Raw genomic sequence first — 24,607 nt, 5'->3', positions numbered from 1 at the left:
GTCATCCAGAAGCGAGGTGAGGAAGCCGATGACTGCGCCGCCGGCCAGAGGAACGTTTCGTTCGCTGGCCAACCGCAATTTCCGGTTGTGGATCGTCTCCGGCCTCCTGTCCAACATCGGTTCCTGGATGCAGGGCACGGCGCAGACCTGGCTGGTGCTGACCGAATTGACCGATCACAGCGCGGCGGCGGTGGGTATCGTGACGGCCCTCCAATTCACACCACAATTGCTGCTGGTGGCGGTCACCGGCACGGCGGCGGACCATGTCGATCGGCGCAAGCTGCTCATCGCCATCCAGTGCGGCATGGCGGTGCTCGCGCTGGCGCTCGGTCTCGCGACGGTCAGCGGCGCGGTGCAGCTGTGGCATGTCTATGTGCTGGCGTTCCTGCTCGGCTGCGGCATGGCCTTCGACATGCCCGCGCGTAACAGCTTCATTTCCGAGCTGGTGGGCGAGGGCGATATCGGCAATGCCGTGGCCCTCAACGGCACCGCCTTCCAGCTTGCCCGCGCGATCGGCCCGGCGATTGCCGGCCTGCTCATTGCGCTGGTCGGCACCGGCTGGGTCTTCATCATCAACGGCCTGTGCTATGCGTTCATCATCGGCGGGCTGATGCGCATCCATGTGCCGGACCTCCATCGCCATGCGCCGGGCGAGCGCGGCAAGGCGCGGCTGCTCGACGGGTTCCGCTATGTCCGCAACCGGCCGGACATTCGCACGGTGTTCACGATGCTGTTCTTCATGGGCATGCTGGGCATGAATTTTGCGGTGTTCGTCAGCGTCATGTCGGTCGCGGTGTTTCACAAGGGCGCGGGCGAATGTGGGCTGCTCACCTCACTGCTGGCGGTCGGCTCGGTGATCGGCGCGCTGCTTGCCGCGCGGCGCGACCGACCGCGGCTCTTTCACCTGATCGGCGGCGCCTTCTGCTTCGGCTGCACCATGATGCTGGCGGCGGCGGCGCCCAATTATCTGCTGTTCAGCTTCATGATGGTGCTGATCGGCCTCTCGACGCAGACGCTGATGACATCGGCCAATGGCTTCGTGCAGCTTGCCACCGAGCGGGCGATGCGTGGCCGCGTCATCGCGATTCATATGGCGATCCTGCTCGGCGGCCTGCCGATCGGCGCGCCCTTCGTCGGCTGGGTAGCGGATCATCTGGGGCCGCGCGCGTCCATGGTCGTGGGCGGATCGGCAGGCTTTGTCGCCACGACGATCGGCCTCGTCTATCTGGTGCGCGTGCGCCATCTGCGCTTCTATCGGGAGGATGGCCGGTGGCGCTACCGCGTCGCGCCGGACCCGTACCAGCCCGCCTGACTGCCCTGATTCCGGACAGGCGGCGCGGCGCGGGCAATTGCCCGGTAACGTCTTGGCGGATAGAGAGACCGGCATGAAAGCCCTCGCCGCATCGCTCGCCTTCCTGCCCCTTGTCGTGGGTCTCGCCGCCAGCGCGCCTGCCCAGCAGAGCGCGCCTTTCGTGCTGGTCGAGACCGGCGAGGCCTATGGGCGCCTGTCTGAAGCGATCGATGCCATCGGCGAGGGGCAGGGCACCATCCTCGTCGCGCCGGGCACCTATCGGCAATGCGCCGTGCAGCAGGCCGGGCGGATCACGATCCGGGCGCGCGAACGTGGCACCGCAATTTTCGAGCGCGTCACTTGCGAGCAGAAGGCCGGCCTTGTGCTGCGCGGGCAGGCAGCGGCGATCGATGGTCTGGTCTTTCAGGGCTATGCCGTGCCCGATGGCAATGGCGCCGGCATCCGCCTCGAGCAGGGCGCGCTGACCGTCAGCTACTCGGTGTTCCGCAACAGCGAGCAGGGCATTCTCACCGCGCCGGACGAGAATGGCCGCATCACGATCGACCGCTCGACCTTCAGCCGCCTCGGCCGCTGCGACCGCGATCTCGACTGCGCGCACAGCATCTATATCGGCCAGATCGCCTCGCTGAGCGTCACCCGCTCGCGCTTCGAGGCGGGTAGCGGCGGGCATTATATCAAGGCGCGCGCGCGGCAGGTGGAGATCGTCGACAACAGCATCGACGACAGCCAGGGCAAGCTCACCAATTACATGATCGACCTGCCCGCCGGGTCGACCGGCCGCGTCGCCGGCAACGTTATGGTGCAGGGCCGCGACAAGGACAATTGGAGCGCCTTCATCGCGGTCGGCGCCGAGGGCAACGAGAATGGGTCAGAAGGTCTCATCATCCAGGGTAATCGCGCCAGCTTCGTGCCCGGCATCTCGCGGCCCAGCGCGTTCGTGGCCGACTGGTCGGGCGACCGGCTGGCGATCGGCGAGAATGTCATCGCCGCGAGCATGAAGCGCTACGAGAAGCGCTGAGTCGTCCGGCGCTGCGGAGGCGCTTCGGGCACTCCCAGTGGCGATAAGGTCGGCTATCTGCATGGGCGATGCAGGTCCCGTGCAGGGGCGTTGACAAGCAACCCACGCATTTCTGCGGGTTTTCGGCCAAATTTCGCTAACTTCCCTCATATCGCGTATGGTGAGCGCACGAAACTTTGCTCCGGGCCGGGGGAAGGTGGCGGATTTCTGCGGATTTTCACGGGATCAAAGAGCGGCGGCACATTTGCGGCCTTATCTTCTCCTGCCATGAAGGGAGGCCTGTAGGACAGCCCCCCTCATTCCTCGATCAGGTCGAGATAGGCGATCACATCATTGTCGGTGGCGATGAAGAGGCCGGCTTGCACGTCCTCGCTCTGCTGCGCGGCCATGGCAAGGGCGTCGGAGAGCGGGCCGTACATCAGGGTTTCGGCGGTGCCTTCCTCCGAGAGGAAATAGAGGCGCACGGTGACGCTCTCGCCGGTGCTGCGCATCAATGCGGTTCCTTGAGGCCGAGCTCGTGCGCCAGCGCATCGAGATTGGCGTGGGGGCGGACGAGCAGCCACTGGTCGGGATGGCGCGCATCGACCACGGTGATGGCGCCTTTGGGGCAGACGTCGAGGCAGCCGACCTCGATGATGCCGGCGCTTGCCTTGCGCCCCTTGCCGAGCTGGAGATGCTTGCGGAGCGCCTTCGAGAGCGGCTTGTCGCCGTCAGGGCCGAAGCCGCCTTTCACTTTCTTCGAGCATTTGCGGCAGACCAGAACCGTGTTCGACCAGTGCGCCTTCACCCGGCGCGCGGTCATCCCGCCGGCTTCCAGCTCTTGCGCTCCTCGGCCGTGCGCAACACGTCATAGGCGGCCTGGATTTCCTGGAAGCGTCTGGCCGCTTCGGCATCGCCCGGCTTCACGTCCGGATGGCTTTCCTTGGCAAGGGCGCGCCAGCTCTTCTTCACCGCTTCGAAATCGGCGTCGCTGTCGAGACCCAGCACGTCGAGCGCTTTCATCTCGTCGCGCGAGCGCGTGCCGTCGCCCGGGCCGCCCCATTGATGGTGCGAGCTTTGCCGATAGCCCGAGGCATCGCGCTGCTCATTGTGCATGCGCTGGTTGCGCTCTTCCTCGTCGAGGCCCTGAAAATAGTCCCAGCCGCGATTATACTCGCCGGCATGCTCCTGGCAGAAATACCAGCGCTCCGGGCTGTTGGGCGATTTTGGCGCCGGGCAATTGCCGGGCTGATCGCAGCCGTGCCGATCGCACAGGCGCACGGCCTGCGCCTCGCGAGCGGCGCCGTAGCTCCGCCAGCGGGGGAATCCCCAGTCATTGTTGCGCCCTGCTTTGGCCATCCCGCCTACTTAGTGCGGCTATGTGACGAAATCCACCGCGATGCACGGTGGCGCTTGCACATGGCCCCATGAAAGAGGCATTCCCTTGAGCAAGTGGATCTGAGGGGGAGAAGCCATGGCAACGCAAAGACTTACGGGGAAGGTCGTCCTTGCCGCGGCCGCATGGGTCATGCTGGTGGCGCCGGCCAAAGCGGCGAGCAACGCAGTGAACGAGGGAGCCGCCCAAGGTTTCCAGTTTCCGTGGGAGTGGTCGTTCTTCGTGCAGCTCACGGCGGCCATAGGTTTCCTGGGGCTGCTTCTCAGCGTCTCCAAGTCGCCGCTTCATGTCATCAAGCTCAGGGATCGCTATCGCGCCCTGTCCCGCTGCTACCGGCTGCACCGGGCCTGCGGTGCCGGCCGCAGGCAGGCGATCGCGACAATCATTGCGTCGTCGGAACCGCCATTCGGCCTGTTCACGCTCAGCAATCCGAGGCTGATCGCCGGGACACGCCGACGCATCGAGCATGGCATTTTCCGGCCGCGACCGGAATTCAGCTGGCCGCTGCCGGAGGATCACCCCGATTATGGTGTCGAGGTGGACGAAGACCCGGAGACCAATCGAGAAGAACTGGCCAAGCGGCACAAATGGCGCATGCAGGCGTGGCAGGACTCCGTGGCGAAAGTCGATGAGCGTGGTGCGAAGCACGCCATCAAGATCCTCCATCCCGGCCGCATCACGAAGCAGCAGGAAGAGATCCAGACCTATTTCGGCGCGGTGGCGGACATTATCGGGGGAGCGAGCGGCAACCGCTTCATCACGCCGATCGAGGTCCGAAGCGGGTTCATCGCGCCGCTGCATCTCCTGTCCGGTCTGCTCGTCCATTTCAGTGAGAAGTGGCCGCCGATCATCGACGCCTTCAATTGGGACGGGCGCCATGTGAACGGCATCGATTTCGGCGACCGCTCGATGGATATCCGGCAGATCCAGCTGTTCATCTACAATTGCTGGCTGCTCTGGGGACCGAGCATCCCGATCTGCAAGTCCACCTGCGGCATGTGGGACGCCGAGTTCATCACCATGCAATATGGGTTCGGCGACGAGAATAACTCGATCGACATCGTGGGGCTGGCCGATCGGCCCGGCATCGACGGGACGGCCTTGACGCAGCGTGTGCAGGCGCTTGTCGACAAGGAAAAGGCACGGATCGACCTCGCCAATGAGGCAGCGAAAGAGCAAGGCGACACGCCGCGCAGTCTGAGCGCCATGGCGATCCCGGCGCGCATCACCGGCCATCTGCGCAGCAGCGAGTCCCTCAAGACGCGGGAGGGCGGCAAGGAATTGACGCGCCTGCCGAGAGCGGCCCGGAACAGCTACAAGGGGAAGCAGGACGACCGGCCCCTGCTCTATGTCGATGCGATCGAACTCACGGAGCGGGAGACGGAAACGGAGGAACTGACCGAGATCTTCAAGGTCGGCCCGTCCGAACATGATAGCGGCGAACCCGCGCGCTATTATTCGGCCTATCTCTGGGTGGCCTTCGTCATGCTGGTGGAAGCGCCGGAGTCGCGACCGGAGAAGCCCGTGTGGCGACCGGTGCATCGCGACGAGGGCGACAAGCAATCAATGGATTATGTCGAGGCGCTCGCCGACGGATCGAAAAGGCCCTGGTTCGATCTCATCCCCTTCTTCGAGCATGGCAACATCGCCGATTCCGAGACTTGCCAGTTTCTCAAGCGGCAGCTTGCCCGGAAGATCGTCGGCGCGTTTCTGGAGGTGGTCGAGAAGATCGATGTCGATGCCCCCAAGCATCGCTTCGCCTATGCCTGCGCGATCGATGATCCGGGCTGCACGCCGGATCATTTCCTGATGCCCGACCTCCAGGGCGGCGAAACACTGAAGGCGATCATCGCGCGCATGCTCGACGCGGGGGAGGAGAAGGACCGCAAGGCGGCTGTCACGGAAGCGGCCGAGGCGCGGGCTCGGGGCGAAAAGACAGGGAAGGTCGAGGAGATCGAGACGAGGCTGTCGCCCTATGCGGCCGTCAAGAAGATCATCGATTTCGACGCCTATGGCCGCAGCTATCATCCCCTGGCCGCCTGCACCTTCCCGACCCATGTCGATCATCACTATGAGTCGATGACCGAAATGGAGGAAAGGCTGCGGGCGTGGCGTGCGACCAACCAGCCGGACAATCAGGATTATTTCGACGACGATCCCTATTGGGAAGCGTATCGGCCGCGCGGGAAGAAGATCAGAGCCGGCAAGCGCGGGCGAAGTCGCGAAAGCTTGGAGCCGGCGGCGCCGCAATAGCGGCGATCGGGTCGCCGATCCGCTCGAGCGCTGGCGCGGGATCGATCAGCGGGACGGCCTCGCCCCGGGCGATCATCTGCGCGAGCCGCCGCAACTGATCGCCGATCACGCTCTCCCCATCGTCTTCCGCGCCCTTCAGCACGGAGATGTGGAAAAAACGCTCAAGATGGTGGCGCAGCACATCGGCCGGAATGTTCGCGCCGGTCGCGCCCAGAACGGAATAGACGAGCGTGTCGTCCGCATCCTGATCGGCGGACAGCGCCGGCTGCACATAGGGGAAATCGACGATCATCGCGCCGAGACGGCGCCAGATGCGCAGCCGGTCGAACTGGTCCATGCCGGTATAGTCGGTATCGCGGGCATAGGCCTCGCGCGTCATGCGGAACGGATCGTTCTGCTCGATGAAGATCAGCACCTGATCGGCCGGCGTGTCGGAAAACAGACCGGCGATCAGGGCGCGCACTGCCGCGTTGAGGGCGCGAAAACGACCTTTGCCGCGCGCTTCAGGCGCCAGGAAGATGTAGTTGAGATTGGCGGTGACGACCTGCGTGCCGTCCGCCGCTGTGTACGGCGAGGCAATGAAATTGGCGCCGCCGACGAATTGTCCGTCCGCCTCGTCATGCGCGACGACGCAGAGCTCCCTAAATGGACCGAAGCTCGCTGTCAGAGCGGCATTTTCGGGACCGTGATTGAGCGCCAGGCAGATCGCCAGGCCCTCGCGATCCTCCTTTTCGTCGGGGAGCACGAAGGCCCCGTCATAGGCGGCGAAGAACTCATCGAATACCGGGCCTTCGCCGCGATCGGTGGTCGTGAGAACAAGGCCGTGAGAGTGCATGCCGGACCATTCGCTAGGGGAGGCCCGACATGCTGTATAAGGCACCGCGGCTGTGCGCCAGTACCGCTGGCGAGAAAGCGCGGCAGGACCGGCTCAGGCGGATTTGCGCTGCCAATGATGCGCTTCGAGGCTGGCGCGGGCGCGCTGCAGGCCGGTGCGGACGCTCTCCTCGTCGCCGGCATCAACCGCGGCGATCAACGCGGGCACGTTGAGCAGACTCTGTGCCAGCAGATGACCCGGCGGGCCGTGCAGACACAGATAGGCGGGCTGGCGCAGGGCGATGGCTTTCGTCACCAGCGCGACGAAAGGCGGCCAGAACAGGTCCGTCGTCGGATGCAGCAGCGTGAAGCGGATAGCCGGGATCGCAAAGCCGTGCGGAATGACGTCAAACAGCATTTCGACGAGGATGCCGCACCGATCCGGTCGCCAGCGATCGTCCAGCGTGTCGGACAGGCGCCAGGCGCAATACCAGTCGCTGCACGGATCGGGCCGGGCCGCGTAGATGCCGCATCCCGTCGCGCAGACATGTGGACAGGAGACGCCGTTGGGCTTGGTGAGGGTAGGCGACTCAATCGATGCCGTATGGCAGCATTCCGTACAGTCACCACAATCCCGGCCGCGGACAAGCATATCCGGCATGAAACCTCTATTCTGTCCCCAGGGTCCAGAACGGCAGGTGCGCAAAGATGTTTAGCGCGAAATCAATCATGAAAATGCCAGGCGGCCTGTAAGCCGGGTTCTGTCCACCGCAACCGTATCGCGCAAGCGACGCGCCGCGGATGGGCGATCATTCCTCTAGGGCCGCCGTTACCGACGGCCTCAAGCAACCAACCCGGGCGGTCTCGGCCGAAACATGCCTAGCGGAATTGCTCCCGCGCGCCGCCCCTATTCGGTCTTGCTCCCGGTGGGGTTTACCTCGCCGTCGCCCGTTGCCGGGGACGCGGTGCGCTCTTACCGCACCCTTTCACTGTTCACGGGGCCGAAGCCTGCGTGACCTGCTCTCTGTTGCACTGTCCCTGACTCCCCGAGGGAAGCCGCCGGACGTTATCCGGCACCGTCGTTTCGTGGAGCCCGGACTTTCCTCGCCGGTCCCGAAGGACCGCCGCGATCGCCCGGCCGCCTGGCATGATTGGGCATATAGGGGGTTCGGATGGCGGTTGGTAGTCCTTGTTCTTCCGATGCCGGATGCTGCCGAGATTGCCAGTTCGGACGATCATGGGAGCCAGCATCAAAGAGTGAGCATCATCCGCATTCATATATCGCTCCTTCGGAAATGTCCGAAGCGTAGGATAGCGGGAAAAGTAAAATCATCCCCAGAATGACCAGGTTTTAATGAAGGTTCAGGAAATTCAGAGAGCCAAACTAATTTCTTTCTGATCCCCTCGCTCACAGCAGCGTCTGTCAATTCAATGGTGATACGTCGAAGCCTAGTATTGTTGCCGAAACTTGCCGCAAGATCGGCAGGGTTCACGCGGACCACTGATGCGGAGTTCCGAATGTCTCGAAATCGCGCCAAAGTTGGATAAGATCGGGGAGCCAACACACGGAGGCCGTCTTGCTTCAAAAGAGCACGCAATGCGCTCGCGGCGTCGGGCGTGACAAGCGGAGGGTAAGCTTCCCAGATCACTTGTGAAGGAAAATTTGATGAATGGGCGTCGTTTCTAAGAAGCGCGAAAAGTGTCTGCCCACCGGGAAGGTCCACTGCGACCGCCTCGCCGGTGACGCTTGTGCGCGCAATGCCCGCCTCGGGACCGGGAAAGGCGATCTGATCGACCGTGCGCACTTCGATCACGCTCGATCCACGGCGCAGCCCCTGCGGCGTATCCACTTCGACGGTCAGGCGATAGCGGTAGGTGGGGAGGCGCTTGGAGCAGCCGATCAGCAAGGCGGACGCGCCGCCCGCCAGCATGGAAAGAAGGTCGCGCCGTTGGATCATCTTTCCTCCTGAGGCATGGCGCCGGAAGCCTGGCGAAGGTCGGCGATCTTCAGAGGGCAGCGCCGGAACAGTGAACTTCAAGTACGCGCTCATGGATCGCTCCTTCGGAAATCTCCAAGGCGCGGGATTCCAGACCTTCCGCTCAGGCGACAACCAGCCTGCCTATATGCAGCTTGTCCTCGCCCAGCCGCGCCTGAGCCAGATCGTGCGCGGCCTGCATCCGAAGCAGGGTATCGGCAGAAATACCGAAGGCCTTCTCGAACCTGATCGCCATTTCGGCCGATAGTCCTGCACGCCCGTTGAGCAGCGTGCTGAGCGCCTGCCGCGTCACACCGAAATGTCCGGCCAGTTGCTTGACGGTCATCCCGCTCGGCTCGACCAACTCGGTCATGAGCCAAGCGCCGGCATGCACCGCAAGGCTGGGATGCATCTTAAGCGCCATGATAATCCTCCAAATCCATATCGACGAGCGCACCATGCTCATTCAGCCTGAACGTCAGGCGCCAGTTCTTCGTGACCGACATCGACCAGGTTCCGGCGCGATCGCCCGTCAGCGCGTGCAGGCCGTAATTTGGCGGAATGCAAAGCTCGTCCAGCGTGGCGGCGGCGTCAACGAAAGCGAGTATCCTGCGGATGCGCTCGCGGTCGCCGACCAGACCGCGCGCGTTCCCGGTCGTGAAGAAGGTCCGCAGACCTTTATGAGAGATGCTGTCGATCTCCACATGTCAAGCGTTACGCGACACTGCCGAAATGTCAAGTGTCACGCGACGGGCGACGAGCGCCGTAGCCGGCGGAAGCCGAAGAAGCAGAGCAGGCCAATCACGTTCCAGATGAGGAACCGCACCTGCGTCTCGGCCGGGAGCGTGATGAACAGGCCGATGCAGCCGACGATGCAGATGAGGCCCACCAAAGGTGCGAGCGGCGTGCGGAAGGGGCGGGGGCGGCCGGGCTCGCGCCGGCGCAGCACCAGCATGGAGATGCCGACCGCGACGAAGGCGCAGAGCGTGCCGGCATTGGCGAGGGCGGCGATCTCGGCGAGCGGCAGGAAAGCGGCGAGCGCGGAGACGACGATGGCGGTGCCGATGGTCACGGCGGTGGGCACGCCGCTCTTCGGGTTAACCCGGCCGAGCCGCTCGGGCAGCAGCCGGTCGCGCGCCATGACGAAGAAGATGCGGGTCTGGCCATAAAGGAAAGCGAGGATGACGGTGGGCAGCGCGATCACGGCGACGGCGCCGAAGACCTTCGCCGCCATGTCGCTGCCGAGCGCGCGCAGGACGAGGGCGAGCGGCTCGGCGGAATTGGCGAACTGCGCGACCGGGACCGCGCCGATCGCGCTTGCCGCCACCGCCATATAGATGACGACGCAGGCGAGCATCGAGCCGACGATGCCGATGGTCATGTCCTTCTCCGGATTGCGTGCTTCCTCGGCCGCGGTGGAGACGGCGTCGAAGCCGTAGAAGGCGAAGAAGATGATCGAGGCGGCGGCGAGCACGCCGCGCTTGGTGCCGTCCTCGTCGACATGGCTGAAGAAACCGTGCGGCATGAAGGGCTGGAAATTGTCCTGATCGAAAGCGGGGAGGGCGATGGCCACGAACATGGCGAGCGCGGCGATCTTGAGCGCGACGAGGATGGTGTTGAGCACCGCCGATTCCCGCGTCCCCACGAGCAGCAGCCCGGCGACGGCGGCGATGATGCCGACGGCCGGCAGATTGACGATGCCGCCGGCATGCGGCCCGGCCGTGAGCGCGCGCGGCAGGGCCATGCCATTGGCTTCCATGAAGCCCGCGAAATAGCCCGACCAGCCGACCGCGACGGTCGAGCAGACCACGCTATATTCGAGGATCAGGCTCCAGCCGACGATCCAGGCGATGGTCTCGCCGATGGCGACGTAGCTGTAGGTATAGGCGCTGCCCGATTGCGGGATCATCGTGGCAAGCTCGGCATAAGCCAACGCCGCGGCGGCGCAGACGAGGCCCGCGATCAGGAAGGAAAGAATGACGCCCGGCCCGGCGAGCGCGGCGCCGACACCGGTCAGGGTCAGGATGCCCGTGCCGACGATCGCGCCGACGCCGAGGGCGACGAGATGCGGCCAGCCCAGAGTGCGGTGCAGCTTGTGCGGGTGATGCTCGTGCGACGCCTCGATCGCCTTGCGCGGTCCCCAGATGCTCATCGCCGTTCCCTCCGCTGCGCTGAAGAGCGTGTGTTAGTGCCTCAGCGGGGCCGCGCATAGTCGGAACGGGGACAGTGGCCCTCAGTCGTCCCCGCGCGGTCTCGGCAGCAGCAGCGCGAGCAGGATCGCGCGGCACTCGCCGTCGATCACGCCGTCGATCAGCTCGGGGCGGAAGCGGCGCTGGAAGGCGGTCACGGCCGCCTGCGGCTCGCTGATGTCATAGCCGAAGCGCTCGAGCGCCAGCATGAAGCCGCTGTCGGTCCAGTGCGGGTCCATGAGGTTCCTGGTCGGGCGGGGCAAGGCAAGGCGCAGCCGCGCGAGCTTGTGCCAGGGGAAGAGTTCGCCCGGATCCTGTTTGCGCGACGGGGCAATGTCGCTGTGGCCCACGACATTGCCGCGCGTGATCCGGTGGCGCTGCATGATTTCGTGGACGAGCGGGATGAGGGCATCGATCTGCGCGTCCGGGAAGGGGCGATAGCCCCATTCATGGCCGGGATTGACGATCTCGATGCCGACGCTGGCCGAATTGATGTCGGTCGTGCCGCGCCAGTATGAGCGGCCGGCATGCCAGGCGCGCTTGCTCTCATCGACCATGCGGACGATCTGCCCATCCTCGGTCACGACATAATGCGCGGAGACCTTGCTTTCCGGATTGGCCAGCCACTGGATCGCGCTCGGCGCGTCGGGCATGCCGGTATAGTGCAGCACGAGAATGGATGTCGGCAGAGTGCGCTCATCGAAATTGGGCGACGGCGTCTCGATCATGCGGAACCTTGTGCCAGTGTTTGCTCGACCCGGAGCTGGTTCCCTAACCTATCGGCGAGCGTGGCGGAAGCGGATTAGCTGCCCGGAGGGCGCACGGCCCGTTGAGATTGACCGGCCTGTCGGCGACATAGATGCAGCTGAGTTCGCGGCAGTTCGTGAAGGCGCTGTTCCCACCGGTCAGCATCTCGCCCGCGCCGATCACCAGATAAGTGCCGGGCCGCGCATGTTTCGCGAGCTGATCGCAGGCGATGCCGCGCTTGTCCTCGGGAAAATAGAAGAGGACGTTTCGGCACAGGATCAGGTCGAATGTGCCGGAGACGCGGCGCGGATCGAGCAGATTGTCGGCCTGGAAATGGATCATCTCGCGGATTTCGTCGGCCACCTGCCAGTCTTCGCCGACGGGCGTGAACCAGCGCAGCAGATCGTTGATCGGGAGCCCGCGCTGCATGTCCATCTGCGGGTAACGGCCGCGCTTCGCTTTCTCGATGGCGACCGCCGAGACGTCGGTCGCCTGGATGCTGATGCGCCAGCCATCCCACATCTCGCCCATGCGCTTGATCATCATCGCGATCGAATAGGCTTCCTGCCCGGTCGAGCTGCCCGCGCACCAGATGCGCAGCACCTTCTTGTCCCGCGCCGCCTCGTGAAGGCGCGGGAGCACCTTTTCCTCGACCGCCCTGAACACGCCGATGTCGCGGAAGAAGCTGCTCTCGTGATTGAGCATGGCGTCGAGCGTGAGGGCCAGCAGTTCGGCGCTCGTGTCGCGATCGAGCGCGACGAGCAGGTCGTCGAGCGAGGCGAAGCTGCGCTCGCGCAGCAGGGGGCGCAGCGAGGTCTCGATGCGCCAGAGCCGGCTCTCCGAGAGTATCTGGCCGGTATAGCGGGTCAGCAACGCGCCGAGGCGCTCGACGGCGCACGAAGGACCGCTCATCATCATGACGCGAGGGTCTTCCACTGCTCGATGATCAGCGGCGCGATCGCGTCGGGCGCGAGAATGGCGCTGGCAAGGCCGGCCTTGGCCACGGAACCGGGCATGCCCCAGACCGCGCTGGTTTCATGGTCCTGCGCGATCATCCAGCCGCCGGATTCGGCAATGGCCTGTGCTCCCGCCAGGCCGTCGCGGCCCATGCCGGAGAGAATGACGCCGCAGGCGCCTGCCCCGTAGACGCGCGCGAGGCCCGTGAACATCGGATCGACCGCCGGGAAGCTGCCGTGCAGGCAGCGCTCGTTGGTAAGCTTGACCATGACTTGTCCCCGCGCGTCCTTGACGAGGGAGAGATGGGCATGGCCCGGCGCGACGTGGACCGTCCCGCTGCGCACCGGCATGCCGTCCTCCGCGATCACGACCGGCGCGCGCGTGGCCCGACGGAGCTGATCGGCGAACAAAGGCTGGAAATTGGCAGGGAGATGCTGGGTAATGAAGATCGGGAAGGCGGCCAGGCCGTCCAGCCCGCCGATCACCGACAGGATGGCGCCAATGCCGCCGGTGGATGCGCCGATGCCGACGGCGCGGACGAGATTGCCGACCGCACGAAGACGCGCCGCGGCCTCATCGACCCGCTCGGGCGTGCGGCTGCGCTCGGATGCCGGAACGAGGTGAACGAGGCGATCGAGCAGATGCTCGACGAACTGATCGCTGAAATGGCCCGCGCTCGGTTTGGCGACCACGTCGCTCGCGCCCAGCGCCAATGCCTGCAGCGCCAGTTCGCTGCCCTCGCGGCAATTGCCAGAGAGGAGCACGACCTGGATCTTGCGCTCGGAGTCGAGGAGTCGCGGCAGCACCTGCAGTCCGTCGAGGCCCGGCATCTGCATGTCGAGCAGGACCAGATCGACCGGACGGGTGCGCACGAACTCGATGGCCTGATCGCCGCTGGCGACCGCACCGGCGACGAAGAAGCGTTGGTCAGCGGAAAGCACCTTGGACATGATCCGGCGCACGACGACCGAATCATCGACGATGAGGGCGCCGATCGGCCGTTGGCCGGCCGCCTGACCTATATGTGGATCGGCGATTGCGGGGCGCATGCGCGGAAACTCTGCGTCGTTTAGAGAACGCCGACGATCTGCAGCTTGCTCTCGAGCGTGTCGCGGTCGAACGGCTTCATCACATATTCGTCCGCACCCGCATCCACGGCGGCGCGAATATGATCGACGCCGTTTTCGGTGGTGCAGAAAATGACCTTGGGAGGCTGCGGCAGATTGCGCCGCGACAGCTCCTTGAGGAAATCGAGCCCGCTCATGATCGGCATGTTCCAGTCGAGCAGCACGACATCGGGCAGGTTGGCGTCGCACATCTCCAGCGCTTCGCGTCCGTCGCCCGCTTCCTGGACCTGCAGGTTGAGCGATTCCAGAATGTGACGGGCGACCTTGCGGATCACCTTGGAGTCATCGACGACGAGACAGTTCGGCATGGTTCAGCAACCCTTGAAACACTCTGGAGGACCGAGTGTAGCTTGAGGACGTAAGCTTTCGGTAAATGCTCAGGCGGCAAGCGCGCCGCTACCCGGAGGTGCCACGAAGTCAGCCAGGCTGAGCAGGAGATGGCTGCGCCCGTCACGCTCGACGAGGCCCGAGGCATAGGCCGCCCAGGCGGGATCGATCCGGCCGCGGATCGGCTGGATGCCGCTCGGCGCCTGCGTGATGTCGCTCACCGAATCCACCAGGAAGCCGTAGCTGTGCGCCGCGAGGTCGGCGACGACGGCGAGCTTGGCCTGGCCGGCGCGGTTGCCCGCACCGAAGATGCGCGCTTCCATGTCGATCACGGTGAGCACGCGGCTGCGCAGTGCGGCGAGTCCGCGAACATGCGGCGGCACCAAAGGAACGGTCACGATATCGCCGAGGCGGACGACCGCCTCGATCTCGGACGCGCGGATGGCGATCGGCGCGTCGGCGATCGCCGCGAACAGGAAGAGTGCGTCGGTCATGCGGTCCTCCGCGCGGCCTGCGCCACGGCTGCCATGATGGTGTCGCGATCGTAGCGGTAGATAGAGTCCGGCGTCCCGGCGGCGGGATCGGCGACCTCGCGCAGCATCAGCACCGGCACGTCGCCGGCCGTTGCCGGCACGGGCTGCTCGCTGCTGCACAGGATGATGTCCGGCTTGACCTCGCCCGACGCATCGAACGTCACGTCATGACCGGCGCGGACGAGCAGCGGCGCGAGGATCTGCCGCATCCACGGATCCTCGGCGTCCGGAATGAGGCACTGGATCGGGCGCCCGATGCGGCTGTTGTTCGTGGCGCGGCGCTCGGCCGCCTCGGCGAACAGCGCGAAGGGATCGACCATTTCGAGCTGCGTGTCGCCGACCATCACCAGGCCAGCGACGCGTCCCGAAGGCAGGGCGACATCGACCTTGGCGGGGACTTCGATGATGTCCACGACATCGTCGATGAGATAGCAGATCTGCTCATTGCCGGCATGCAGGCGCAGCGACTTGGGCGGGCTGGACTCGCGGCCATCGGTGTTGAGCGCGGGCAGCAGGCGATCGTCGATGCGCGCGAAGGCAAGGCCGTCGGACATGGTGATCTGGCTCGCTTCGAGATCCTCGACGCGGTCCACGACGCTCAGCGGCAGCAAGCGCTCGCGTCCGTCGCGCTCGCGATAGATGAGCGCCTGGATGAGGGCGGCGCTGGTCTCGGCCTCGACGGCGGCGGCGCGCGTGCGGATTTCGGGCTCGCGCAGCGGCAGCTCGGCCTTCTGGGCGATGCCCGCCGCATCGAGCAGCAGCATCGGCTGGCCATTGTCGGGCAGGGTCATGCCGGCGAAAACGCCGACCGTGGTGATCGCCGGGGTGGCCGGGCGAATAACGAGCTCCTCGTTGCTCTCGACCGCCTGGACGCCCAGCACATAGGGCTGGCCGACCGACGAGCGGATCACCATGAGGGTGCGCGGACCGGAGGTTTCGGTCGCGCGCGGCATCTTGAGCACATCTTCCAGCTCGATGAGCGAATGGCGCTCGCCGCGGATCGTCGCGATGCGCGCGCCGCCGATATTCTCGATCGAGACCATGGAGCTGTTTTGGTGGAGCAGCTCGACGACATTGCCGCGCGGCATGGCGAAGAAATGATCGCCGCAGCGCACGATGAGGCCGGGGATGATCGTCAGCGTCAGCGGCACGCGCATCGTGATCGTCGTGCCGATCCCCGATGCGCTGGTGATGCCGATGACCCCGCCGATCTGCTCGATATTGGCGCGCACCACATCCATGCCGACACCGCGCCCGGACACCGAGGTGACCTTCGCCGCGGTGGACAGGCCGGCGTGGAAAATAAGGTTGAGCTTCTCCGCATCGGACAAGGTCGCAGCATCGACTGGCGTGAACAGGCCCGCCGTAATCGCCTTCTCGACCAGCGCGGCGCGATTAATGCCGCGTCCGTCGTCGCTGACCTCGATGACGATCTGATTGCCGGACTGACGCGCGACGATGCGCAGCGTGCCCGATTCGGGTTTGCCGGCCGCGATGCGGTCGGCCGGGATCTCGATGCCATGATCGAGCGCGTTGCGGACGATGTGGGTCAGCGGATCGACGACCATTTCGATCATCTCGCGATCCATCTCGACATCGCCGCCGTCGAGCTCGAGCGTGGCCTTCTTGCCGAGGTCGCGCGTGAGATCGCGGACCATGCGCGGAATGGCGGCATAGAGACGATCGACGCGCTGCATGCGCGTCTTGCTGATCATGTCGCGCAGATCGGCGACATTGGCGGACAGGCGCTCGAAGCTGCTTTCCAGCTCGGTGTCGGCGCCATGATCGCGCATCTTGCGGGCCAGATCGTTGCGGGCCAGCACCATGTCCGAAATGCCGTTCATGAGTTGATCGATGAGCGCGAGCGGCAAACGGATCGTGCGCGGGGCGCGATCGCGGGTGCCGTCGCCAACGCGGCGGGCAGGCGCCTCGGCCGCCGGCGTTTCCACCTGGTTGATCTCATCCTGCGCCGCGGGCGCTTCCGGCGGGACCGGCGCCTGCGCCCTTACCGGCGCGGGTCGGGAGGGCGCGGCCTCACCGGTGCCTGTCGAGAGCGCGTCGAGCAGCGCGTCGTCGTCCGATTCGTCGATCTGCTCTTCCTCACCGATGCCGCGAGCAAGCGCTCCGATGCGGTCCATGACGGCGAGCACGGCCGATACGGTCGCCGGATCGGCGTGGCGTTCGCCACGGCGCACGGCCGCAAGCACTTCTTCGGCGCAATGGGCCAGACGCTCGAAACGGGGCAGATTGAGGAAACCGCAGCTTCCCTTGACCGTATGGAAGAAGCGGAAAAAGGCGTCGAGGCGCGATTTGTCCGTGGGATCGGCTTCCCACGCCACCACTTCGCCGGACAGCACGTCCAGCGTTTCCAGCGTCTCGGCAATGAATTCTGCGAGGATCTCGTCCATGCGCCCCAGCCAGGTGAAAGGTCCGGCTTACATGGCCCCGGAGTGCTTAAGGCCGAGTTAAGTGGGCCTTTTGGGGAAGGGAAATCAGGAGAGGATTTATGAGGTCGGCAGCCTCGCGCCGAACATGAGGAAAGGGTCTTCCGGTGCCGAGATCATCAGCTGGCCGCCATTCTGTTCGGCAAGGGTACGGATTAGGTAGGCCGCTGCGGTGCGCGTGGTCACGTCCTCATCGCTGACGCCGAGCGCCTCGCGGATATTGGGATCGAAGGTCAGCTTGGCACCCTCGCCGCGCACGACGATTTCGATCGCGCCGCCATTGTCCTCGGCGCCGATCGTCAGCGTGCCGCCGCGCGGCAGCGCCTCGCCGGTCATCAGCACCAGATTGAGCAGCAGCTTGGCGGCGGGCTTCGGCAGGCCGTCGCCCGAGACCATCCAGGCCAGCTCCAGCTTGCCGCCGGGCGGGAACATGCCCTCGACCGCGCCGCGGATCTCGTGGACCGGGATCGCCTCGCCGTATCCGCCGGCCGCGCCGAAGGCGAGGCGGAAGAATTTGAGCTTGCCCGCCGTGGTGCGCGCGCTGTCGCCGAGCAGGCCCATGCACTGCTCGCGCATCTGCGGGTCGGTCTCGTCGGCCAGCAGCTCGATGCCGTTATTGAGCGCGCCGACCGGGCTCAGCAGGTCGTGGCACAGACGGGAGCAAAGCAGGCTGGCGAAATCGATCGGGTCGGGCGCGGTGGATTGTGCCAAAACGGGGCATCCTCTCAAGGGGCGGTGCCGCGTCCTAATGCCGCTCCGGGCTGCCGGGCGCAAGCGCAGGATGCGGTGAGGCGGTCATTTCGAGCGGGTCGAAGCGTCCATGCAGTTGGCCTGACGCCCCGGCGCGCCAGGCGCGGATCGTACCGTCGGCGCCGACGATGAGCCAGATTTCGCCCCGGCCCTCGGCCATGGCGGCGTCGATTGTGGACGGTACGGCTTCGCCGCCGGGATGGCTGTGATAATGGCCGATGATCGCCGGGCCGCCTGCGCGTGCAGCGCGATGGGCGCGCAGCAGCACGGAAGGATCGATCTCGAAGCGATGCTCTGGCTCGGGCGCCACATTGGCGGCCGGAAGAACCGCGATCACCGCGTCGCTCGCCGGATCGCCCAGCAGCAGCCCGCAACATTCGGATGCACCCGCCGCATGCGCCTCGTCGCGGATTGCGTCCAGCAGGGCAGTTGAAATGGAGAGCATATTTCCCACATTCGCCATGTGACTGCGGGGGTTGTTAGTCTTTCGGCGGAAATCACGCCAGCGCTTGCCGGGGCACGGCTCGATCGGGCGCTTGCCACGCTTTTGCCTGATCTATCGCGCGAGCGCGTCAAGGCGCTGATCCTGTCCGGCCATGTGCTCGGACCGGGCGGTAAACCCGTCAGCGACCCTGCATTCAAAGTGAAGGCCGACACGGCCTTCGCGCTCGAAATTCCCGAAGCGGCGCCTGCCGAGGCAGTGGCGCAGCAGATCGATCTCGTCATTCCCTATGAGGACGAGCATCTGATCGTGATCGACAAGCCGGCCGGCATGGTCGTGCATCCTGCGGCGGGCAATCCCGACGGGACGCTGGTCAATGCACTGCTGTATCATTGCGCGGGGCAGCTTTCCGGCATCGGCGGCGTGGCACGGCCGGGCATCGTGCATCGCATCGACAAGGATACGTCGGGGCTGCTCGTGGTCGCCAAGAGCGATGCGGCGCATGAAGGCCTCGCGAGGCAGTTCAAGGATCACAGCATCGAGCGGCGTTATCTCGCCATCGTCAATGGCCGCCCCAAGCCGTCGTCCGGCACGGTCGACACCTGGATCGGGCGCTCCGACGCGGACCGCAAGAAGATGGCGGTGCGGCGCGAAGGCAAGGGCAAGCATGCGGTGACGCATTACCGCACGCTCGAGCGTCTGGACCGCGCCGCGCTCGTCGAGTGCAGGCTTGAGACCGGGCGCACGCATCAGGTGCGTGTCCACATGGCGCATATCGGTCATGCGCTTGTCGGTGACCCCGTTTACGCCCGCGGCGGCCCGCACAAGGCGCTGCTTGCGCAAATGGGATTCAAACGACAGGCGCTGCACGCCGCAAAACTGGGATTTTTGCACCCCGTCACAAGCAAGACTCTCAGCTTTGAAAGCCCGATTGCTGATGACATGCAGCAACTGTTCAGCCATCTTTGCGTATAAGAGACGACGCGATGGTCTTCTCTCGTCCCCCCTTAACCATCGCGTCCTTTGAAAGGTCACGTCCGTGAGCAATGGCAGCAATGTCCCTGCAACTATTCCTGCGCTTGGCAGCGATGCCAGCCTGAACCGCTATTTGTCGGAAATCCGCAAGTTTCCGATCCTGAAGCCCGAGGAAGAGTATATGCTCGCCAAGCGCTATCAGGAGCATGGCGATCCCGAGGCGGCGGCGAAGCTCGTCACCAGCCATCTGCGACTCGTGGCGAAGATCGCTATGGGCTATCGCGGCTATGGCCTGCCCGTCGCCGAGCTGATCAGCGAAGGCAATATCGGCCTCATGCAGGGCGTGAAGAAGTTCGAGCCGGATCGCGGCTTCCGCCTCGCCACCTATGCGATGTGGTGGATTCGCGCCTCGATCCAGGAATTCATCCTGCGCTCGTGGAGCCTCGTGAAGATCGGTACGACTGCCGCGCAGAAGAAGCTGTTCTTCAACCTGCGCCGCATGAAGAACCAGATCGAGGCCTTCGAGGACGGCGATCTGCATCCCGATGACGTCGCCAAGATCGCGACCGATCTCGGCGTGTCCGAGGAGGACGTCGTCTCGATGAACCGTCGCATGGCGATGGGCGGCGACACGTCGCTCAACGTCTCGGTCAACGAGGATGGCGAAGGTCAGTGGCAGGACTGGCTGGCCGACGACGGCCCGCTGCAGGACCAGGTGCTGGCCGAGGCGCAGGAAAGCGACGTGCGGCACGAGATGCTGCTCGACGCCATGGACGACCTCAATGATCGCGAGAAGCACATCCTGCAGGAGCGTCGCCTCGCCGAGGAGCCCAAGACGCTCGAGGAACTGAGCCAAGTCTATGGCGTGTCGCGCGAGCGCGTCCGCCAGATCGAGGTGCGCGCCTTCGAAAAGCTTCAGCGCGCGATGATGCGCATTGCTGGCGAGAAGCGTCTGGTGCCGGTGGCTGGCTAAAGTACCAACTATCTTGCCCAGGCCGGGGCGCGCGGGAGGACTTCTCCTCGCGGCCGGTCTTGCGGCACGCATCCGTTCGTACTGCTGCGGGACGACATTCACGATCCTAACAGCCTTTGTCATTGGACGCTGGCGATCACGATACCCTAGGAAATCCCCGATTTTGTGGGAGGTTTCCGTGGCTCGTTATCTTGCTGTGCTGCTGGCCGGTTCGGCCGCTCTGTTAACCCTTCCGGCCTCGGCCGCGACCGTGAAGCTCGACGTCACCGTCACCAGCGGCGCGGGCAACATGTTCTCGGCGCCGATTTTCACTTTCACCAATCTGTCCGATGCCGGCCTCGACATCGCGGAGGTTTCGGTGAACGGCGGTCCGCCCTGGGACTATGCCTGGGATGCGCCGGCCGGCTCACCTTATGATCTCATCGATCCCGCCGGCGGCACGCGCACGATCCTGATCGGCGAGGAACGCACGACCGACGGCAATAATGGCTGCACGGCCTCGATCGCTTATGGCCTTACCAGCTTCGACAGCGGCGACTTCTTCCGCGTCGCGCTCGATCCCGAAGCAGGCGGCTGCGGTTCGGCGGTGATCGACATCCGTTCGTTCCTTAACAGAGATACGATCGGCATCGGCGTCCTGTTCAGCAATGGCATCAGCCTCGCCGGCAATGACTGGGCGTTCGAGCTCATCGATCCGTTGGGTTCGCCCAATGCCGACGACAATCAGCTTTATCGCATGCAGCTTTCGGCCGTCATTCCCGATGCCGTGCCGGAGCCGGCGACATGGGGCCTGATGATCGCGGGCTTCGCGATGGTCGGCACGGCAATGCGCCGCCGCAAGACGCGCATCGCCTTCGCCTGAGCGCTCCTAGCGGTCTGTTAAGGCTTTTCCGGCATAGGCTCTGCGATTCCACTCGCGGAGCCTTTGTCATGACCGTCTCGATCCGTTCGCTGTGTCTCGCCGGCAGCCTTGCCTTGCTTGCGGCGTGCCAGGGGCAGAGCGCGGACGACAATCTCGCCGATCTCGACGCGCGCCTGACCAACGGCGCGGACAATGTCGCTGCCGCCAATGAAGCCGAGGACGCCAATGCCGCGATCGCGATGGCAGCGGCGGGCGGTCGCATCGAGAAGGCGCCGGCCGCCGTCGAGACCAAAGCCGTCGCGCCGCAGGGCCGTTCGGTGGGTGATCTGGTGCGTCAGCAGGCCTCCGGCCAAGGCGCGAACGGCGCCGCGCCGCAGGGTGATTGTGCGAAGGACGTCAAGACCGGGCCGGAATGGGCCGATCGCATGCCGCAAGCTTTCCGCGTCTATCCGGGCGGAAAGCTGGTCGAGGCAGCGGGCATCGACAAGGAGCGCTGCACGCTGCGCATCATCAGCTTCACGACGAGCGCCGGGATCGATCCGGTGCTCGACTATTATTTCACGCAGGCCAAGCGCGCCGGCTATGATGCCGAGCATCTGGTGAGCGGCGGCGAGCATCAGCTCGGCGGCACGAACAAGGATGGCGCCTATGTCGTGTTCGCGCGGCGCGCGGGGGCGCTGACCGAAGTCGATATCGTCGCCAACGCCAATTGAGCGCCGGGGCGGCACGGCAAAGCCTGATGAACGGCGATCTTTCCTTCACCGTCGATGAGCGCGCGGCGCTCGTGCGCGTCACCGGCCGGGGCATGTGGTCGGCGGAGCGCACGGCCACGCATTTCAACACTCTCGACAAGGCCTTGCAATGCATGCGCCGGCAGCGCGGCGGCGCGCGCGTCCTCGTGGATCTGCGCGAGGCGGCAGTGCAGACGGCGCAGACGGCAGAGGTGATGAAGCAATGGACCGCGCGCATCTATCGCGATGTCGATCGGGTCGCGGTGGTCTGCGCGACAGCGCTGCTCGCCCTCCAGATCAAGCATAGCGCGCAGGTGCCCGATCTCGCGACCTTCCTGCAGGTCGAACCGGCGCAAGCCTGGGTGCTTGCCGACAAGGCCGCGAGCACGTCCGCTCAGCCCGTGGCACGCCGCGCGTAGCGGACGGTTCTCATTCCCGCCCCGATGGTCTAGGGGCGGTTCATGTCCAATATTCTCCTCGTCATGGCCGGCGGCGCGATCGGCGCGGCTTTGCGCTATCTGCTGAGCCAAGCCAGCCTGCGCGCGCTCGGCCCTGGCTGGCCGTGGGGCACGTTCGGCGCCAATGTGCTGGGCGGCCTTGCCATGGGGCTGCTGGCGGGCTGGCTCGCCGCGCGGGCGGCGGGCGGTGAGCCGATCCGGCTGTTCATCGCCGTTGGCATCCTCGGCGGTTTCACCACCTTTTCGGCCTTCAGTCTGGAGACGATGCTGATGATCGAGCGCGGCGACTGGATGCCCGCCCTCTTCTATGCCTTCGTCTCGGTCGCCGCTTCGGTCGGCGCGCTGGCGATCGGCCTCTCGATCGCGCGGGTGACGGCATGAGCAAGAGCAAATCCGGCGACCCCGGCGCGGTCCGGCAATTCACCGTCGCGGCGGACGATGACGGCATCCGGCTCGACCGCTGGTTCAAGCGGCACATGCCGGACGTGACCTTCGCCACCGTCTCGCGCTGGGCACGCACGGGTCAGCTCCGCATCAACGGCGCGCGCGCGACGCCGGGCGATCGCATCGAGGAAGGGCAGCAATTGCGCGTGCCGCCGCTCGATCCGGACGAGAGCCGCTCGGGCAAGGCATCGCGCCCGCGCCCGGTGCTGACCGAGGATCAGATGGCGTTCGCCGAGAATCTCGTCATTCATCGCGATGCGCAGGCGCTCGTCATCAACAAGCCGCCGGGCCTCGCCACGCAGGGCGGCACCAAGACGCACGAGCATGTCGATGGCCTGCTCGATGCCTTGATGTTCGAACGCGACGACCGGCCGCGGCTGGTCCACCGGCTCGACAAGGATACGAGCGGCGCACTGCTGCTGGCGCGCACGGCGCGGAGCGCTGCGCATTTCGCCAGGAGCTTCTCGTCACGCACCGCGCGGAAAGTCTATTGGGCGATCGTCGTCGGCGTGCCGAACATCAATGACGGCATGATCGACCTGCCGCTCGCCAAGCAGCCGGGCTCGGGCGGCGAGAAGATGCATGTCGACGAGAAGGACGGCATGCCCGCGCGCACGCGCTATCGCGTCATCGAGCGGGCTGGCAATCGCGCCGCCTGGGTCGAGTTGCAGCCCCACACAGGCCGGACGCACCAACTCCGCGTCCATCTCGCGGCGATCGGTTTCCCGATCGTCGGCGATGGCAAATATGGCGGGAAGGATGCGTTTCTCTCCGGCTCGATCAGCCGCAAGATGCACCTGCACGCGCGCCGTCTGCGCATCGATCATCCCGACGGTTCGCCGCTCGACGTGCGCGCGGACCTGCCGCACCATTTCGCCGAGACCCTGGCGAGCCTGGGCTTCGAGGAAAGCGAGGGCGATCTGCCGCTCGAAATCGACGTGAAGCCCAGCGCATCGGACAAGAAGCAGGCGGAGAAGCGCGCATCGACGGCACACGCCAAGGATGCCCGCAAGGCTCGCAAGGGCGAGCGGCGCTCGCGCGGCGCGTCGGCCAAGCCGAGCGGCAAGGCCAAGCCTGTGCGCGGCAAGCCTGCCGCCGGTGCCAAATCGACCGGCTCGCGCTCCGGCTCTGCGAAGCCTCGTTCCGGCCCGGCCAAGCCCCGGCGCGGCTGATGCACGCGCATCCGCGCTTCCAGTGGCAGGATGCGGCCGCGATCCGCGCGTTCGTGACGGAGAAGTCCTTCGGCACGTTGATCGTCGGCACGCAGACGGCGCCGATGATCGCGCAGGTTCCGGTCGTGTGGATGGGCGATGCCGTGATCGGCCTGCACCTGTCGCGCGCCAATGCGCTGGTCCCGCTGCTCGATGGCACGCGCTGCCTGCTCCTCGTGCAGGGGCCGGATGGCTATGTCAGCCCGGACTGGTACGGCATCGACGATCAGGTGCCGACCTGGAATTATGTCTCGGCCGAGCTGGAAGGCCTCGCCCACGTCACCGACGATCTCGGCCTCATGGCGATCGTGGATGCGCTGTCGGGGGAGCAGGAACGCCGCCTGCTGCCCAAGGAGCCGTGGACCCGCGCGAAGATGAGCGACGGCCTGTTCGAGAAGATGTGCAGGGCGATCATCGGCTTCAGGGTCGAAGTCGATGTCGTGCGCGGCACCCGCAAGCTCGGGCAGAACAAGGCGGAGTCGGTCAGGCTGGCGGCAGCGGCGGGTATCGCCGCGGACGGCAATGGCGTGCTGGCGGCGCTCATGCGCAGTGAGGGCGATTAAGGTCCGGACTCACTACAGCCACCAGATGACGGCAGCGGCGATGCAGATGGCTCCCATGAAGTTTTTGAGGTTGCGATCGAAGCGGGTGGCGATGCGTCGCCAGTCTTTGAAGCGACAGAACATGCGC

28 protein-coding genes, 1 other RNA gene and 2 pseudogenes are annotated in these 24,607 nt (G+C 65.4%); 11 read left to right on the top strand and 20 right to left on the bottom strand.

Going from position 1 to position 24,607, the window contains the following annotated elements:
• Positions 1–28 precede the first annotated feature (28 nt).
• Positions 29–1,312, top strand: a complete 1,284-nt coding sequence (locus tag KM135_RS06010) for an MFS transporter (protein WP_221713097.1) — start codon at positions 29–31, stop codon at positions 1,310–1,312.
• A 73-nt stretch (positions 1,313–1,385) separates the two neighbouring features.
• Positions 1,386–2,330, top strand: a complete 945-nt coding sequence (locus KM135_RS06005; RefSeq protein WP_221713096.1) for a right-handed parallel beta-helix repeat-containing protein — start codon at positions 1,386–1,388, stop codon at positions 2,328–2,330.
• A gap of 296 nt (positions 2,331–2,626) precedes the next feature.
• Here KM135_RS06005 and KM135_RS06000 read toward each other — a convergent pair whose 3' ends face one another.
• Genes KM135_RS06000 through KM135_RS05990 form a run of 3 tightly spaced genes read right to left on the bottom strand, consistent with a single transcriptional unit; the run spans position 2,627 to position 3,668 of the window.
• Positions 2,627–2,821 (bottom strand): hypothetical protein, encoded by a 195-nt coding sequence (locus KM135_RS06000; protein ID WP_221713095.1) that lies wholly within the window; start codon positions 2,819–2,821, stop codon positions 2,627–2,629.
• Positions 2,821–3,132 carry a (2Fe-2S) ferredoxin domain-containing protein gene (locus KM135_RS05995; RefSeq protein ID WP_221713094.1) on the bottom strand — a complete coding sequence of 104 codons (312 nt, stop codon included), beginning with the start codon at positions 3,130–3,132 and terminating at the stop codon, positions 2,821–2,823. The genes KM135_RS06000 and KM135_RS05995 overlap by 1 nt, the downstream gene beginning before the upstream one ends.
• Positions 3,129–3,668 (bottom strand): J domain-containing protein, encoded by a 540-nt coding sequence (locus KM135_RS05990; protein ID WP_221713093.1) that lies wholly within the window; start codon positions 3,666–3,668, stop codon positions 3,129–3,131. The genes KM135_RS05995 and KM135_RS05990 overlap by 4 nt, the downstream gene beginning before the upstream one ends.
• Before the next feature lie 115 nt (positions 3,669–3,783).
• Here KM135_RS05990 and KM135_RS05985 point away from each other — a divergent pair, with 115 nt between their 5' ends.
• The gene (locus KM135_RS05985; RefSeq protein ID WP_221713092.1) at positions 3,784–5,958 is read left to right on the top strand and encodes a hypothetical protein; all 2,175 of its coding nucleotides are present in this window, start codon (positions 3,784–3,786) and stop codon (positions 5,956–5,958) included.
• Here KM135_RS05985 and KM135_RS05980 read toward each other — a convergent pair.
• The 16 genes and pseudogenes from KM135_RS05980 to KM135_RS05910 all read right to left on the bottom strand — a co-directional run bounded on the left by KM135_RS05980 (position 5,900) and on the right by KM135_RS05910 (position 18,284).
• Positions 5,900–6,793, bottom strand: a complete 894-nt coding sequence (locus tag KM135_RS05980) for a hypothetical protein (protein ID WP_221713091.1) — start codon at positions 6,791–6,793, stop codon at positions 5,900–5,902. The genes KM135_RS05985 and KM135_RS05980 overlap by 59 nt on opposite strands.
• Before the next feature lie 93 nt (positions 6,794–6,886).
• A complete protein-coding gene (locus KM135_RS05975; protein WP_221713090.1) occupies positions 6,887–7,432 on the bottom strand; it encodes a hypothetical protein in 546 nt (181 codons plus the stop codon).
• A gap of 73 nt (positions 7,433–7,505) precedes the next feature.
• An RNA gene (gene rnpB, locus KM135_RS05970) (RNase P RNA component class A) lies at positions 7,506–7,917 on the bottom strand.
• Positions 7,918–8,045: 128 nt separating this feature from the next.
• Positions 8,046–8,822 carry a hypothetical protein gene (locus KM135_RS05965; RefSeq protein WP_221713089.1) on the bottom strand — a complete coding sequence of 259 codons (777 nt, stop codon included), beginning with the start codon at positions 8,820–8,822 and terminating at the stop codon, positions 8,046–8,048.
• Between the two features lie 49 nt (positions 8,823–8,871).
• The gene (locus KM135_RS05960; protein WP_221713088.1) at positions 8,872–9,171 is read right to left on the bottom strand and encodes a HigA family addiction module antitoxin; all 300 of its coding nucleotides are present in this window, start codon (positions 9,169–9,171) and stop codon (positions 8,872–8,874) included.
• A complete protein-coding gene (locus KM135_RS05955; RefSeq protein WP_221713087.1) occupies positions 9,161–9,451 on the bottom strand; it encodes a type II toxin-antitoxin system RelE/ParE family toxin in 291 nt (96 codons plus the stop codon). Before KM135_RS05955 ends, KM135_RS05960 begins: the two co-directional genes overlap by 11 nt.
• Positions 9,452–9,489: 38 nt before the next feature.
• Positions 9,490–10,899, bottom strand: a complete 1,410-nt coding sequence (locus KM135_RS05950) for an amino acid permease (protein WP_221713086.1) — start codon at positions 10,897–10,899, stop codon at positions 9,490–9,492.
• Positions 10,900–10,980: 81 nt separating this feature from the next.
• Positions 10,981–11,664, bottom strand: a complete 684-nt coding sequence (locus KM135_RS05945; RefSeq protein ID WP_221713085.1) for an N-acetylmuramoyl-L-alanine amidase — start codon at positions 11,662–11,664, stop codon at positions 10,981–10,983.
• A gap of 43 nt (positions 11,665–11,707) precedes the next feature.
• Positions 11,708–12,601, bottom strand: coding sequence for a CheR family methyltransferase (locus tag KM135_RS05940; protein WP_221713084.1), 894 nt, complete (start codon positions 12,599–12,601; stop codon positions 11,708–11,710).
• Positions 12,598–13,689, bottom strand: a complete 1,092-nt coding sequence (locus KM135_RS05935; protein ID WP_221713083.1) for a chemotaxis protein CheB — start codon at positions 13,687–13,689, stop codon at positions 12,598–12,600. The genes KM135_RS05940 and KM135_RS05935 overlap by 4 nt, the downstream gene beginning before the upstream one ends.
• Before the next feature lie 20 nt (positions 13,690–13,709).
• Entirely contained in the window at positions 13,710–14,075 is a 366-nt protein-coding gene (locus KM135_RS05930) for a response regulator (protein ID WP_221713082.1), read from the bottom strand.
• 69 nt (positions 14,076–14,144) lie between these two features.
• On the bottom strand, positions 14,145–14,588 hold the full coding sequence (locus KM135_RS05925) for a chemotaxis protein CheW (RefSeq protein ID WP_221713081.1): 444 nt from the start codon (positions 14,586–14,588) through the stop codon (positions 14,145–14,147).
• Positions 14,585–16,576, bottom strand: coding sequence for a chemotaxis protein CheA (locus KM135_RS05920; RefSeq protein ID WP_425517013.1), 1,992 nt, complete (start codon positions 16,574–16,576; stop codon positions 14,585–14,587). Before KM135_RS05920 ends, KM135_RS05925 begins: the two co-directional genes overlap by 4 nt.
• A 237-nt stretch (positions 16,577–16,813) precedes the next feature.
• Positions 16,814–17,035 (bottom strand): annotated as a pseudogene (locus KM135_RS20200) (Hpt domain-containing protein); the annotation flags it as partial.
• Between the two features lie 96 nt (positions 17,036–17,131).
• On the bottom strand, positions 17,132–17,782 hold the full coding sequence (locus tag KM135_RS05915) for a histidine phosphotransferase family protein (protein ID WP_221713079.1): 651 nt from the start codon (positions 17,780–17,782) through the stop codon (positions 17,132–17,134).
• A gap of 34 nt (positions 17,783–17,816) precedes the next feature.
• Positions 17,817–18,284, bottom strand: a complete 468-nt coding sequence (locus tag KM135_RS05910; RefSeq protein WP_246605791.1) for a M67 family metallopeptidase — start codon at positions 18,282–18,284, stop codon at positions 17,817–17,819.
• On the opposite strand from KM135_RS05910, the gene KM135_RS05905 reads away from it, so the two are divergent.
• The 8 genes from KM135_RS05905 (at position 18,285) to KM135_RS05870 (ending at position 24,480) form a co-directional block, all read left to right on the top strand.
• Positions 18,285–19,238 (top strand): RluA family pseudouridine synthase, encoded by a 954-nt coding sequence (locus KM135_RS05905; protein WP_221713078.1) that lies wholly within the window; start codon positions 18,285–18,287, stop codon positions 19,236–19,238.
• A 64-nt stretch (positions 19,239–19,302) separates the two neighbouring features.
• Entirely contained in the window at positions 19,303–20,211 is a 909-nt protein-coding gene (gene rpoH, locus KM135_RS05900) for an RNA polymerase sigma factor RpoH (RefSeq protein WP_221713077.1), read from the top strand.
• Positions 20,212–20,389: 178 nt separating this feature from the next.
• Positions 20,390–21,073: a PEPxxWA-CTERM sorting domain-containing protein gene (locus KM135_RS05895; protein ID WP_343228156.1), complete on the top strand. Its 684-nt coding sequence runs from the start codon at positions 20,390–20,392 to the stop codon at positions 21,071–21,073.
• Between the two features lie 68 nt (positions 21,074–21,141).
• Entirely contained in the window at positions 21,142–21,786 is a 645-nt protein-coding gene (locus KM135_RS05890) for a hypothetical protein (protein WP_221713076.1), read from the top strand.
• Between the two features lie 26 nt (positions 21,787–21,812).
• The gene (locus tag KM135_RS05885; protein ID WP_221713075.1) at positions 21,813–22,223 is read left to right on the top strand and encodes an STAS/SEC14 domain-containing protein; all 411 of its coding nucleotides are present in this window, start codon (positions 21,813–21,815) and stop codon (positions 22,221–22,223) included.
• Positions 22,224–22,265: 42 nt separating this feature from the next.
• A complete protein-coding gene (gene crcB / locus KM135_RS05880; protein ID WP_221713074.1) occupies positions 22,266–22,643 on the top strand; it encodes a fluoride efflux transporter CrcB in 378 nt (125 codons plus the stop codon).
• Positions 22,640–23,878 (top strand): RluA family pseudouridine synthase, encoded by a 1,239-nt coding sequence (locus tag KM135_RS05875; RefSeq protein WP_221713073.1) that lies wholly within the window; start codon positions 22,640–22,642, stop codon positions 23,876–23,878. Before crcB ends, KM135_RS05875 begins: the two co-directional genes overlap by 4 nt.
• Complete coding sequence (locus KM135_RS05870) at positions 23,878–24,480, top strand: FMN-binding negative transcriptional regulator (RefSeq protein WP_221713072.1); 603 nt, start codon at positions 23,878–23,880, stop codon at positions 24,478–24,480. The genes KM135_RS05875 and KM135_RS05870 overlap by 1 nt, the downstream gene beginning before the upstream one ends.
• 12 nt (positions 24,481–24,492) lie before the next feature.
• Here the strand turns inward: KM135_RS05870 and KM135_RS19690 are convergent.
• Positions 24,493–24,607 (bottom strand): annotated as a pseudogene (locus KM135_RS19690) (IS5/IS1182 family transposase); the annotation flags it as partial.

Source organism: Sphingobium xanthum, from assembly GCF_019737615.1.
GTDB classification, from domain to species: Bacteria; Pseudomonadota; Alphaproteobacteria; order Sphingomonadales; family Sphingomonadaceae; genus Sphingobium; species Sphingobium xanthum.
Note: the sequence above shows the minus strand (reverse complement) of the source record. Positions and strands in the feature narration are given on the sequence as shown.